This is a genomic window from Hydrogenophaga sp. A37, assembly GCF_002001205.1.
Taxonomy (GTDB): domain Bacteria; phylum Pseudomonadota; class Gammaproteobacteria; order Burkholderiales; family Burkholderiaceae_C; genus Hydrogenophaga.
The window spans coordinates 37,950-50,878 of the sequence record NZ_MUNZ01000116.1 but is presented as its reverse complement, the minus strand read 5'-3'; the positions used below and the strand labels follow the sequence as shown (position 1 = coordinate 50,878).

Sequence of the window (12,929 nt, the reverse complement as noted above, 5' to 3'; positions counted from 1 at the left end):
GGGGCAACGCGAGCGGCCCGGCAAAGCCGGTTCCGCCGCGTTCTGGGTTGGGGCATTTCGCGCCGGAAAGGGGTTGCCTGCCGCGCTTCGCGCGATCCCTAATGCGCAAGCCCAGCGCGACTCAAGGCTGAGTGGTCGGCGCCTCGTGCAGTCCCTGCGCCGTGAGGTGCAACACCCTGTGAGCCCGAGCCGCCGCAGCTTCGGAGTGCGTCACCAGGATCAGTGCCGCGCCGCTGTCTTTGGCTTGCCGCTCCAGCACGTCCATCACCTGGCGCGCCGTGGACGGGTCGAGGTTGCCGGTGGGCTCGTCGGCCAGCAGCAGGCGGGGGCGGTGCACCAGCGCGCGGGCAATCGCCACGCGCTGCAATTGACCGCCTGAGAGCTGGGCCGGCAGGCGTTCCCCCAGGCCTTCGAGCCCCACCGCCGCCAGCATCTCTGCGACACGCGCGGTGTCGGGCCGACCCAGCAGCAGCAAGGGCAGGCCCACGTTTTGCGCCACGTCCAGGTGCGGCAGCACGTGAAAAGCCTGGAACACGAAGCCCAGCTTCTCACGCCGCCAATGCGCGCGCTGCACCTCGCCCAGGGTGCCGAGGTCCACGCCGTCGTGGGTGATGCTGCCCTCGCTCCAGTCGTCGAGCGCGGCCATGCAGTTGAGCAGGCTGGACTTGCCCACACCCGATTCGCCGACGATGGCCACGAACTCGCCGGGCGCCACGCGCAGGCTCACATTTGAAAACACCGGCACCTCGCCGTAGCGCTTGCCAAGATGTTCAATGATGAGGCTCATCGGAATACCTTCGCCCTGTGTGCTGCGGTGCGAGCGTGCTTGGGAGCGGCCCGGCGCTCGCTCATGCCCCATGCCCCCAGACCATGAACACCATCACCAGCGCGATCAGCCAGAGCGCATGGCCCAGCGTGCAGCGGCATCGCAGGGCCGGTGGCAGAAGATGGAGCAGGCGTTGCAGCATGGTTTCAGTGAGAGGGCGGGCCGAGCAGGTCTTGCACGCATTGAACCACCTGGTCCAGCGCATCAGGTGCGTCGCACGGGACCACCACCCGCTCGGGCATGGACCGCAGCCAGGTGATCTGGCGCTTGGCGAGCTGGCGCGTGGCGAAGATGCCGCGGTCGCGCAGCTCGGCGAGTTGGGCCGACGTGAGCGGCGCGCCGCCCGCGGTGTCGAGTGCCTCCCAGGCCTGGCGGTAACCCACGCAGCGCATGGATGGCAGGTCCGGTTGCAGGTCGCCGCGTGCCCGCAGTGCCCGCACCTCTTCCAGGAAGCCTGCCTCCAGCATGGCGTCGAAGCGTTGTGCAATCCGGGCGTGCAGCCAGGCGCGGTCGGTGGGCTCCAGGCTGATGAAGGCACCCGGGACCAAGGGGTTGTGGTGCCCGCTGATCGGCCCGGTCTGGAAGGACGAGATCGGTTGCCCCGACACCTGAAACACCTCCAGCGCGCGCTGAATGCGCTGCGAGTCGTTGGGCGCCAGGCGCGCGGCGGTGGCGGGGTCCACGCGCGCCAGCTCGGCGTGCATCGCCGGCCAGCCGTTTGCCTTTGAGCGGGCCTCGATGTCGGCGCGCACGGCGGCATCGGCCCGCGGCATCTCGTCCAGGCCCTGCATGAGCGCCTTGAAATACAACATCGTGCCGCCCACGAGCAGCGGCGTGCGACCCCGGGCGCTGATCTCACCGATGAGCCGGGTGGCATCGCGCACGAAATCGGCAGCGCTGTAGGCCTGCAGCGGATCGGTGATGTCGATCAGGTGGTGCGGTACCCAGGCCAGTTCGTCTGGCGTGGGCTTGGCGGTGCCGATGTCCATGCCTCGGTAGACCAGCGCCGAATCGACGCTGATGATCTCGACCGGCCAGCGCTCGGCAATGGCCAGAGAGGCCGCGCTCTTTCCGCTCGCGGTCGGCCCGGCCATGGCCAGCACGACACCCCCCCGCCGCGCTTCGCTCGTCGTCATGTGGCGGTTTCAGAGGCGACGCGCACCAGGGGCGCCTTGGCTTCGCCAAAGCGCTGCACCAGCGTCCACGCGGTGAGTGCGATCAGCACGCTCCAGAACCACATGCCGTTGGTCAGGGGTTGCACGCTGCCCTGGCTGACGGCCAGGCTCTTGCCGAGCCAGCCGCCCATGAAAAACGCCAGGACCATCATCAGGAAGCCGCTGACCGCCGAGGCCGCACCGGCCGCATGCGGAAACGGGCCGACGGCGCCGCTCTGGCCGCAGGGCTGGTGCACGCCGTGGCCGAGCATGAACAGGTAGACAGGCACCATGATGGCCGCCACGCTCTGCACGCCGAACAGGGCCAGCAGGCCCATCGTGGTGCCAGCGACCAGGGTGCAGGCGCCGGCGATCGCCACCGTCTTGCGCACACCCAGTCGGGGCAGCAGGCGGCGGCAGATGAGGGTGCCGACGATGTACGACAGCGACATCGAGAACATCACCACACCGTAGGCGGCTTTCGAGAGGCCGAGCACACCGATGAACACGAAAGGCGAGGCGGCGAGGAAGGTGAACAGGCCACCATAAGAGGTGGCTGAGAGCAGGGTGAAGGCCCAGAAGGTGGGGTGGCGCACGATCTGCGCCCAGGTGCGCAGCAAGGTGAGCGGCTCCAGCGCGCGCGGGTTCTTCTGCGCCAGGGTCTCTTCAAAGCGCCAAGCCAGCACCGCCAGGGTGCCGGCGCCGAACACGGCCAGCACCATCAGCGCCATGCGCCAGCCCGCGAACTCGGCCAACAGGCCGCCTATCGGTGCGCTGGCGCAGGCGATCACGCCCAGCCCGGTCAGGCCCTTGGACATGATGCGCGCTCCCTCGGTGGGGGCGTACAGGTCGCGCACGATGGCGCGCGCGCACATCACGCCCGCGCCCATCGCGATGCCCTGCAGCGTGCGCCACACGATGAGCTGATCCATCGAGGCAGCGAAGGTGCTGCCCACCGAGGCCAGCATGTACAGCACCATGCCGACCAGCAACACCGGCCGGCGGCCAAAGCGGTCAGACAGCGGACCCCAGACCATTTGCGAGAGGCCGAAGGCCAGCAGCAGCGCGGTCAGGGTGAGCTGGGCCTGCGGCATGCTGGCGCCGAAGCCCTGGGTGATGGCGGGCAGGGCGGGCAGGTACAGGTCGGTGGTGATCGGCTGCAGACCGAGCAGCAGGGAGAGCACGAGCACGATCAGGCCGGGTGACATGGCGGAACGGGAGGCGGACATCCGATTGAGGGTAGCAGATGCCCCCATGTGCGACCTGCGCGACGTGCATGCGTCCAGGACGCGGCGGAACCGGCTTTGCCGGGCCGCACCGCGTTGCCCCCTCAGGGGGTGACGCCGAAGGCGGCGCGGGGGTGATTCAGTTCAACCCGAACAGCTCGGCCAGCGCCACGCGGTATTGCGGCTGGCCCATGGAATTGGTGTTGTGGTGCGAGCCGCCTTCCACCAGCACGAAGGCCTTCTTGCCGGTGGCGGCCTCAAACAGGCGGCGTCCCAGTGCGGGCTGGATCAAACGGTCTTCGCCGCCGTGCACCACCAGCAGCGGCGAGCCGATGGCGGGCACGCGCTTGACCGCGTCGAAGCGCTGGGTGATCAGCGGCCCCACCGGCAGCCAGCCCCACTTGAAGCTGCTGACCACGTCCGGAATCGAGGTGAAACTGCCTTCAACCAGCGTGCCCGCTTCGTCGGGCACCTGGGCGGCGAGTTCGATGGCGATGGCGCCCCCCAGCGAGTGACCGAAGATGTAGCGCGGCCGGCCAGGGTGCTGCTGGCCCAGCCAGTCCCAGGCGGCGCGGGCGTCTTCGTAGGCCATGGTTTCCGAGGGCAGCCCAGGCGAGCTCTTGCCGAAGCCCCGGTAGTCGATGGCGAGCACCGAGAAGCCCAGCTCCTGCATGCGGCGTGCCCGGAAGGCCGAGCCGGTCACGTTGAAGCGAGCGCCGTGCAGGTAGAGCAGCACGGGCGCGTCCGGCCGGGTGCTGAAGTTGTCATGCGCCAGCCAGAGGCCGTGCAGTTTCACCGGCTGGGTGGTCTCCTTCGACGGGAAGCTGATCCAGACATCGTCCATGCCCTCGGCGGCTTCGGTGCCCCGCGACCAGCTGCGGTCGGACGGCTGGAAGATCCAGGCCCGCTGCCGCTGATCGAGCGTGGCGCAGCCGGTGAGCACCGCGACCGCGGCAAACAGGAGGATCAGGAAACGTTTCATCGCAGGGAATGATGCGGCCCAGCTCGAAAAGTTCAAGGCAGAATGAATCTGGCCAGCACCATGCCACCCCGCCTGGCCTCACCGGACGATCAGCCATGACCGACAACGTGTTCACCCGCAGCATCCGCCGCGACATCCCGGCGGCCTCCGTGTTCGAGCACGAACGTGTCGTTGCCTTGGGGGAGGTGGTGCACGACGCATCGCCCGGCGGAGGGCGCAGGCTTCGTCGGGCCGCGGGGCTGGCCGTGGTTGCCGGCCTGCTGGCCTGCGGTGAGGCGCCGCCCACGGGCTGGTCGGGTTATGTCGAGGGTGACTATGTACACGTGTCGTCCCCGGTGGGTGGGCGGCTCGACAGGCTGACCGTGCGGGCGGGCGACCGGGTCCGTCAGGGCGATGCGCTGTTCGCGCTGGACGCTCAGGCCGAGCAGGCGGCGCAGGCCGAAGCACAGGCCCGCCTGGCCGGTACCTTGGCACAGGCCGCCAACACCACCAAAGGCCGGCGCAGCGATGAGGTGGCGGTCACCCGCGCCCAGCTGGCGCAGGCCCGGGCGCAGGCCGTACTCGCGCAGACCGCCTGGGCGCGCCAGCGGGATCTGGTGGCACAGGGTTTTGTGTCGCAGGCCAGCCTGGACGCCGCCAAGGCCGCGCTCGACCAGGCGAGGGCCCGGGTCGCCGAGCTGGAGGCCGCCTTGCGCGTGGCGGCCCTGCCGGCGCGCAGCGACGAAACCAATGCCGCCCAGGCCCAGGCCGAAGCCGCGCGCCAGGTGCTGCGCCAGAGCGACTGGCGGCTGGCCCAGAAGCAGCAGCCCGCGCCCGCCGATGCCCAGGTGGCCGAGGTGTTTTTCCGCGTCGGCGAACACGTGGCGCCTGGGCAACCGGTGCTGTCGCTGTTGCCACCGGGAGGCGTGAAGGCCCGGTTCTATGTGCCCGAAACCGAGGTCGGCGCGCTCGCCACCGGGCAGTGGGTGGGACTGCGCTGCGACGGTTGCGGCGAGGCGATTCCGGCGCGCATCATCCGCATCGCCAGTGGCCCGGAATTCACGCCACCGGTGATCTACTCCAACGCCCAGCGCGCCCGACTGGTGTTTCTGGTGGAAGCGGCGCCGCGCCCGGCCGACGCTGCGCGGCTGCGCCCCGGCCAGCCGCTGGACGTGACCCGGCTGGCACAGGAGCCGAAGTGAACGCCCTCGCCATCGACGTGCGCGGCCTGACCAAACGCTACGACGGCCGCGCCGTGGTGGACGACGTGACCCTGCAGGTGGGCCAGGGCCGCATCTGCGGTTTCCTCGGGCCCAACGGCAGCGGCAAGACCACGACCATCCGCATGCTTTGTGGCCTGCTGCGGCCCGACGCGGGCGAGGGCCAGTGCCTGGGGCTGGACTTCCGCCGCGAGGCCGCCACCATCAAGCGCCAGGTGGGCTACATGACGCAGAAGTTCGGCCTCTACGACGACCTCTCGATCCGCGAGAACCTGGACTTCGTCGCGCGCCTGTTCGAATTGCCGCAGCGCCGCACGGCGGTCGACCAGGCACTGGAGCAACTGGGCCTGCAGGCGCGGGAGCGCCAGCTCGCCGGCACGCTCTCGGGCGGCTGGAAACAGCGCCTGGCGCTGGCCGCCTGCCTGATCCATGGGCCGCGCCTGCTGCTGCTCGACGAACCCACGGCCGGCGTGGACCCCAAGGCGCGGCGCGACTTCTGGGACCAGATCCACCGCCTGGCCGCAGAGGGCATCACGGTGCTGGTGTCCACCCACTACATGGACGAGGCCGCGCGCTGCCACGACCTGGTCTACATCGCCTACGGCAAGGTGCTGGCGCGCGGCAACGAGCGTGAGATCGTGGACGCGGCGGGTCTGAGCGTCTGGGCGCTCGAAGGCGCTGCCGCGCAGGACCTGAGCGAACGCCTGCGCGCGCTGCCCGGTGTGCAGAACGTCGTCGCTTTCGGCAACACGTTGCACGTGGCCGGGCGCGACGCCGCGCTGCTGGCGCAGTCGCTCGGCGCTTTCCAGGCCGAGAGTGGCGTGGTGCTGCGCGAAACGCGGGCCAACCTCGAAGACGTGTTCATCAGCCTGATCGACCAGGCGCAGGACAACTTCGGCCACGGCCAGGCGGGGCGGACATGAGCGCCCCGCCGGGCCGCTCCCAAGCAAGCTCGCACCGCAGTGCGCAGCACGGAGGTAATCTGTGAAATGGTTTTCGCCCGCACGCACCTGGGCCGTGTTCATCAAGGAGTTCCAGCAGATGCTGCGCGACCGCCTCACCTTCGCCATGGCGGTGGGCGTTCCGGTGATGCAGCTGGTGCTGTTCGGTTACGCCATCAACACCGACCCCAAGGGCCTGCCCACGGCGGTGGTCGCGGCCGACGCCGGCCCGCTGGCGCGCAGCCTGGTGGCCTCGCTGCAGAACACCGGTTATTTCAAGCTGGTGCACCAGGGCACCAGCCAGGCCGAGGCCGATGCCCTGGTGGCCGCGGGCGAGGTGCAGTTCATGATCGTGATCCCGCCCGGTTTTTCGCGCGACGTGGTGCGCGGCGAGCGCCCGGCGGTGCTGGTCTCGGTGGACGCCACCGACCCCTCGGCCTCGGGCAACGCGATCGCCGCACTCGGCGAGATGACGAACCTGGCCCTGCGCCACGACCTCACCGGCCCGCTGCAGTCGCTGCAGAAGGGCGCGGCACCGTTTGAACTGCGAATCCACCGGCGCTACAACCCCGAAGGCCTGTCGCGCTACAACATCGTGCCCGGCCTGATCGGCACCATCCTCACCATGACCATGGTGATGCTGACCTCGCTGGCCATGACGCGCGAGCGCGAGCGCGGCACGATGGAAAACCTGCTCGCCACCCCGGTGCGGCCGCTGGAGGTGATGGTGGGCAAGATCCTGCCCTACGTGGTGATCGGCTATGTGCAGCTTGGCGTGATCCTGGGCGCGGCCTGGCTGCTGTTCGAAGTGCCCATGGTGGGCAGCTTTGCGTTGCTGATGGCGATGATCGGCGTCTTCATGGTGGCCAACCTGGCGGTGGGCTTCACCTTTTCGACCATCGCGCGCAACCAGCTGCAGGCGATGCAGATGACCTTCTTTTTCTTCCTGCCGTCCATGCTGCTCTCGGGCTTCATGTTCCCGTTCCGCGGCATGCCGGTCTGGGCGCAGTGGCTGGGCGAGGGGCTGCCGCTGACACACTTCCTGCGCATCGTGCGCGGCATCATGCTCAAGGGCAACCAGGCGCCGCAGCTCTGGGCCGACCTTTGGCCCATGCTGCTGTTTCTGGCGGTGGCTGGCGCGGTGGCGCTCAAACGCTACCGACAAACCCTGGATTGATTTGGCTTCGTGTGATGACCCGCACCACCGATTCACGGTGGGTGCGAAAGCCCATGCGCAGGTAAAGGCCCAGGGCGTCGGTGTTGGCGCTCATCACGTGCAGGAACGGGGTTTCGCCGCGCGCGAGCTGGCGTGCGATGAGTTTGAGCATCAGGCGTTTGGCCAGCCCGCGGCCCTGAAAGTCGGGGTGGGTGCAGACGCCGCTGACCTCGCGCAGGGTCTCGACGAAGCTGCGTTCGCCGGCCATGGCCATGAGGCGTTCGCCGTCGAACAGGCCGAAGTACTCGCCGAGCTCGATGGTGCGCGGACCGAACGGCCCGGGGCGGGTGAGCTCGGCCATCGCCAGCACCTGGTCCAGGTGTTCGGGACCGATGGGCCGAGCCTCGGGAGCCTCGTCTCGCGCCGGCGATTCGCCGGCCCAGACCATCTTGTGCATGGTGGCCTCGGCCTCGACCACCCAGCCCTCGGGCGCCGGGCCCGACCAGCCATCGCAGTAGAAGTGTTCGTCGGGGTCGCAGTGCGGCGCCAGCGCGTCGAAATCGGGGCGCTGGGGGTTGGCAAAGCCGACGATGGGCGAGAAGCCCGGGGCGTAGCGGCGGGCGCCGCCGGAGCCGACGGCCCAGTGCGCCTGCGGGCCGGTGAGGGCGTGCCAGAAGATGTTGTCGAGCAGGTGCACCATGGTGATGGCCTCCCAGGGGTTCAGCGTCCGCGCAGGAACAGCGCGTCCAGCTCTTTCATGCTCACCTGGCGCCAGGTCGGGCGGCCGTGGTTGCACTGGTCGGAGCGCTCGGTGACTTCCATCTGGCGCAAGAGCGCGTTCATTTCGTCGAGCGTGAGGCGCCGGTTGGCGCGCACCGCGCCGTGGCAGGCCATGGTGGCCAGCAGCTCGTTGCGCGCGCGCTGCACCACCGTGCTGGCGTCGTGCTGGCTCAGCTCGGCGAGCACGCTGCGCGCGAGTTCCACCGGGTCTCCCTGCGCCAGCGTGGTCGGCACGGCACGCACCGCCAGCGTCTTGGGCGAAAACGGCACCACCTCCAGCCCCAGCATGGCCAGCACCACGCCGCTGTCTTCCGCGGTGGCCACTTCGGCGGGCGTGGCGGCGAAGGTGGCCGGGATCAGCAGCGGCTGGCTGGCCAGTTGCTCGTTGTCCATTTGCTGTTTGAGGCGTTCGTACACGATGCGCTCGTGGGCGGCGTGCATGTCCACCACCACCAGGCCCTGGGCGTTTTCGGCCAGGATGTAGACGCCCTGCAGCTGCGCGATGGCGCGGCCGAGCGGCCAGTCGCCAGCGGGCAGGGGTGTGCCGGTGGCCGCGGCTCCGACTGGCTCGGCCCGCGCGGACGCGGCGTTGGCTGGCGTGGCATCCGGGACGGCCATCCATCCCGCCGTTGGGCTTGAGCCGCTGATGGCCCTGTCGGAACCGGCGCCCCACAAAGCTCCCAAGTCGCTCACCCGATGGCCGACGGTGTCTGGCGGCGTGTAGCGCTGGAACGGCAGCGTGTTCTGCGCGCCGCCCAGGGTGGAAGGCAGGCGGTCGGGCGCTGCCCAGGTGGGCGCACCGGCCTGGAGCGTGTTGTCAGGGGCGGCATCGCCGTGCGCCAGCGCGGCCTGCGCCGTCGCAGCGGCCGCCGAACGCGGCACCGCCAGCGCGGATTCCACCGCGTGCCGCACGGCCTGGTGCACCTCGCGGCTGTCTCGAAAGCGCACCTCGATCTTGGTCGGGTGCACATTCACGTCCACGCGCGTCGGGTCCAGCGACACAAACAGCGCGTACACCGGCTGCTTGTGGCCGTGCAGCACGTCCTCGTAGGCACTGCGCCCGGCGTGGGTGATCACCTTGTCGCGCACGTAGCGGCCGTTGACATAGGCAAACTGCCAGTCGCCGCGCGAGCGCGCCGCGTCGGGCACGCCGGCGAAACCCCAGACGCGCAGGCGCTGCGGCTGGTCTTCACGATCAGTGGGGATGTCCAGAGGCCAGTTCACCGCCACCGCCTGCTCGATGAACTCTTCGCCCAGCACATCGGCCAGGCGCTGGCGCAGCGCTTCGATGCCGCCGCCGGGCACGGCGCGCCACTGCGCGGCCAGCTTGCCGTCGTGCCAGATGGCGAAACCCACCTCGGGCCGCGCCAGCGCATGGCGGCGCACCGCCTCGATGCAGTGCGCCAGCTCGGTGGCATCGGTCTTCAGGAACTTGCGCCGCGCGGGCGTGGCGAAAAAGAGTTCACGCACCTCGACTGTGGTGCCGGTGCTGCGCGCGGTGGGTTGCAGCTCGCCGCTGCGGCCGTCGAGCAGCCAGCCGTGGGGCTCGTCGGGCGCGTCCACGCGGGTCAGGATGGACACCTCGGCGATGGAGCAGATGGCGGCCAGTGCTTCGCCCCGAAAGCCCATGGTGCCCACCGATTCGAGGTCGGACAGGCTGGCGATCTTGCTGGTGGCGTGGCGCTTGAGCGCGGTCGGCAGCTCGGCACGCAGGATGCCGCTGCCGTTGTCCTCCACGCTGATGAGCCGCACGCCGCCGGCCTGCAGCCGCAAGGTGATCTGTGTGGCGCCCGCGTCCAGCGCGTTGTCCAGCAGCTCGCGCACCACGGAGGCGGGCCGCTCGACCACCTCACCGGCCGCGATCTGGCTGATCAGTTCGTCGGGGAGTTCGAGGATGGGGCGGCGGGGCGGGAGGGGGAAGGGTGCGTTCACCGGGGAAATTGTAGGTGCCGTGGCCGTTGGCCTGACACGCAGCCACTGGAGTCCGTGGCCCCCCCCACACTCCGCCGCTGCGCGGGTCGTTGCCCCCAGAGGGGGCGCCATCCAGCTTGGGGCGGCCCGGCGCTGGATAATCTCCCCCATGGAAATTGTTCTGACCCTCCTCGACTTCATCCTGCATGTGGACAAACACCTGCAGGCTTTCGTTCAAACCTACGGCGCCTGGGTCTATGCCCTGCTGTTCCTGATCATTTTTGTGGAGACGGGCCTGGTGGTCATGCCCTTTCTGCCGGGCGACTCGCTGCTCTTCATCGTGGGCGCGCTCTGCGGCGCGGGCCTGATCGACTGGTCGCTCGCCGCCGGCCTGATGCTGGCCGCCGCGATCCTGGGCGATCAGACCAACTACTCGATCGGCCGCTATTTCGGGCCGAAGGTGTTCCAGTGGGAGAACTCGCGCTTCTTCAACAAGAATGCCTTCAACCAGGCGCACAACTTCTATGAGCGTTACGGCGGTGTGACCATCATCCTCGCGCGTTTCATGCCCTTCATCCGCACCTTTGCGCCCTTCGTGGCCGGCGTGGCCGACATGACCCGCAGCAAGTTCACCATGTTCAACGTGGTCGGCGCGGTGATCTGGGTGATCGGTCTCACCGCTGCCGGCTACTTCTTCGGCAACCTGCCGTGGGTGCAGGCCAATCTCTCCAAGATCATCTGGGCGCTGATCTTTGTGCCGGGGTTGATTGCCCTGTTCGGCGGCTGGCGCGCTGCCCGAGCCGAGAAAGCACGCGCGGGCGTATAGCGCCCACCCCAGTTCAGAGGGCTCTCGTGCGCGCCAGTGGCGGGTTGGCGCTGAAATACTTCACGATGCCCTTCATCAGGGCTTCGGCCAGGTTGGCCTGATAGCTCTCGCTGTTGAGCCGGGCTTCTTCATCCGGGTTGCTGATGAAAGCGGTCTCCACCAGCACGCTGGGAATATCGGGCGCCTTGAGCACCGCGAAGCCGGCTTGCTCGACGTGTGGCTTGTGCAGCTTGCCGACCCTGCCCACCTCGCCCAGCATGGCGCTGCCGAGCTTGAGGCTGTCCTTGATCTGCGCCGTGGTGCTCATGTCCAGCAGGGCACGTTGCAGGGTCGCATCCTTGACTTTCACGTTGAGGCCACCCACCAGATCGGCGGCGTTTTCCTTGTTGGCCATCCAGCGCGCGGCGGCGCTGCTCGCCCCTTTGGTGCTGAGCGCGAAGATGCTGGCGCCCTGGGGCCGCGGCGTCAGGAACGCATCGGCATGGATGCTGATGAACAGATCGGCGCGCACGCGCTGCGCCTTTTGCACCCGAACGCCCAGCGGCACGAAAAAATCGGCGTCACGCGTGAGGTAGGCGCGCATCGGGTTGCCGTTGACCCGCGTGGCGTTGATGCGCTCGCGCAGGCGCTGCGCGACCTTCAGCACCACGTCTTTCTCTTTGGTGCCACCAGGTCCGATGGCGCCCGGGTCTTCACCGCCATGGCCCGGATCGAGCGCCACGATGATCAGGCGCTCGGTTTTTTTGCCCGGTGCCGGCTCGGGGTCGCGCTTGGACGCGGGCGGCTTGGTGGTGGCTTTGGGTTTGTCTCGGCTCGCGATCAGTGCGCCCAGCGGATCGGGCGATGCCTGTGCCTTGTCCAACTCGATGCCCAGCAGCTTCGCGGCCCGCGCGCTGGCCTCGTCCACCTCCAGAAAGCGCTCGCGGATCAGTGCGTCCAGGGGGTCCACCTCTTCCACCGGAAACAGGTCGAACACCAGCCGATGCTGGTAAGCCGCGACCGGTGGCAGGTTGAACACCTGGGGTTTGATGGGTTTTTTCAGGTCGATGGTCAGCCGGGCGAGATTGGGCCCCACGGGTGTGACCCGCATGCCTGCGATGTTGGGGTCGTCCGAGCGCAGCTTGGCCACCAGCTCGCGCATGCCGTCGAGCAGGTCAATGCCTTCGATCTCCACCGTCAGCTGCGGCGGGTCGATCACCGTGGTCTTGTGGGCCTTGAGCACCGCGTCGGACTCGATGGTCACGCGCGTGTAGTCCTCGGCGGGCCAGATGCGCACGGCGATCACACGGCCGGCCTGCGCCAGGTGGGGCGCGCCCAACAACAGCACCAGCGTGCCTGCGCGCAACACCTCGCGGCGCCCGACGGGTGCGCTCATGGTTGCAGCGCCGCCAGCAGGTGCTGGCCGGTGGGTGTGAGTGCCGTGAAGCTCACTGAGCGCGGGCTGTCTGCATCTTCGTCGGAGGTGATGGGCATCGTGTCTTCCGGTTCGATGTGGATGTCGGCGTCGACCGCAGGCATCAGGCCCGCCGCCCGCTCGGGCCATTCCACCAGCTTGAGACCCGGGCTCGCAAAAAGTTCGCGAAAGCCCGCGTCTTCCCACTCGCGGGGGTCGGTGAAACGGTAGAAGTCGAAGTGCCAGATGGCCAGTGGCGCACCAGTGGGCCCCGACGGGCCGTCCACCGCGCTGTGCGGCTCGACCACGGCGTAGGTCGGGCTCTTGATGCGCCCTCGCACACCCAATGCCCGCAGCAGGTGGCGCACAAAGGTGGTCTTGCCCGCGCCCAGGTCGCCTTGCAGGGTGAGCGTGGCGTTGTGGATGGCCGGGCACGCGGCCAGCCGGGTCGCAAAGGCTTGCGTGTCCGCCTCGTTGGCCCAGCGGCCATGCCACAGCGACGGCGCTGCCGACGCGGGCGTTTCTACAATGGGCG

General features: G+C 69.0%; 12 protein-coding genes. 4 read left to right on the top strand and 8 right to left on the bottom strand.

The window, feature by feature from the left end; genetic code table 11:
- Positions 1–121 precede the first annotated feature (121 nt).
- From B0E41_RS14715 to B0E41_RS14700, 4 genes are all read right to left on the bottom strand, one after another.
- Positions 122–787: an ABC transporter ATP-binding protein gene (locus B0E41_RS14715; protein WP_077331909.1), complete on the bottom strand. Its 666-nt coding sequence runs from the start codon at positions 785–787 to the stop codon at positions 122–124.
- A gap of 185 nt (positions 788–972) precedes the next feature.
- Positions 973–1,962: a tRNA (adenosine(37)-N6)-dimethylallyltransferase MiaA gene (miaA, locus tag B0E41_RS14710; protein ID WP_077331908.1), complete on the bottom strand. Its 990-nt coding sequence runs from the start codon at positions 1,960–1,962 to the stop codon at positions 973–975.
- On the bottom strand, positions 1,959–3,209 hold the full coding sequence (locus tag B0E41_RS14705; RefSeq protein ID WP_216350764.1) for a multidrug effflux MFS transporter: 1,251 nt from the start codon (positions 3,207–3,209) through the stop codon (positions 1,959–1,961). The genes miaA and B0E41_RS14705 overlap by 4 nt, the downstream gene beginning before the upstream one ends.
- A 136-nt stretch (positions 3,210–3,345) precedes the next feature.
- Positions 3,346–4,188, bottom strand: a complete 843-nt coding sequence (locus B0E41_RS14700; RefSeq protein WP_077331906.1) for an alpha/beta fold hydrolase — start codon at positions 4,186–4,188, stop codon at positions 3,346–3,348.
- A gap of 95 nt (positions 4,189–4,283) precedes the next feature.
- Between B0E41_RS14700 and B0E41_RS14695 the strand changes: the two genes are divergently transcribed.
- The 3 genes from B0E41_RS14695 to B0E41_RS14685 all read left to right on the top strand — a co-directional run bounded on the left by B0E41_RS14695 (position 4,284) and on the right by B0E41_RS14685 (position 7,505).
- Entirely contained in the window at positions 4,284–5,369 is a 1,086-nt protein-coding gene (locus tag B0E41_RS14695; RefSeq protein WP_077331905.1) for an HlyD family efflux transporter periplasmic adaptor subunit, read from the top strand.
- Positions 5,366–6,310, top strand: coding sequence for an ABC transporter ATP-binding protein (locus tag B0E41_RS14690; RefSeq protein ID WP_077331904.1), 945 nt, complete (start codon positions 5,366–5,368; stop codon positions 6,308–6,310). The genes B0E41_RS14695 and B0E41_RS14690 overlap by 4 nt, the downstream gene beginning before the upstream one ends.
- A gap of 61 nt (positions 6,311–6,371) precedes the next feature.
- Positions 6,372–7,505, top strand: coding sequence for an ABC transporter permease (locus tag B0E41_RS14685; protein WP_077331903.1), 1,134 nt, complete (start codon positions 6,372–6,374; stop codon positions 7,503–7,505).
- On the opposite strand, the gene B0E41_RS14680 is transcribed toward B0E41_RS14685, so the two are convergent.
- A complete protein-coding gene (locus tag B0E41_RS14680; protein ID WP_077331902.1) occupies positions 7,477–8,184 on the bottom strand; it encodes a GNAT family N-acetyltransferase in 708 nt (235 codons plus the stop codon). The two genes, B0E41_RS14685 and B0E41_RS14680, sit on opposite strands and share 29 nt — an antisense overlap.
- A 20-nt stretch (positions 8,185–8,204) precedes the next feature.
- A complete protein-coding gene (gene mutL / locus B0E41_RS14675) occupies positions 8,205–10,196 on the bottom strand; it encodes a DNA mismatch repair endonuclease MutL (protein WP_253194871.1) in 1,992 nt (663 codons plus the stop codon).
- A gap of 148 nt (positions 10,197–10,344) precedes the next feature.
- Between mutL and B0E41_RS14670 the strand changes: the two genes are divergently transcribed.
- Positions 10,345–11,001, top strand: coding sequence for a DedA family protein (locus tag B0E41_RS14670; protein ID WP_077331900.1), 657 nt, complete (start codon positions 10,345–10,347; stop codon positions 10,999–11,001).
- Positions 11,002–11,014: 13 nt separating this feature from the next.
- Here the strand turns inward: B0E41_RS14670 and B0E41_RS14665 are convergent, their stop codons facing one another.
- Complete coding sequence (locus B0E41_RS14665; RefSeq protein WP_077331899.1) at positions 11,015–12,376, bottom strand: N-acetylmuramoyl-L-alanine amidase; 1,362 nt, start codon at positions 12,374–12,376, stop codon at positions 11,015–11,017.
- Entirely contained in the window at positions 12,373–12,924 is a 552-nt protein-coding gene (tsaE, locus tag B0E41_RS27590) for a tRNA (adenosine(37)-N6)-threonylcarbamoyltransferase complex ATPase subunit type 1 TsaE (RefSeq protein WP_253194880.1), read from the bottom strand. Before tsaE ends, B0E41_RS14665 begins: the two co-directional genes overlap by 4 nt.
- Positions 12,925–12,929 lie beyond the last annotated feature (5 nt).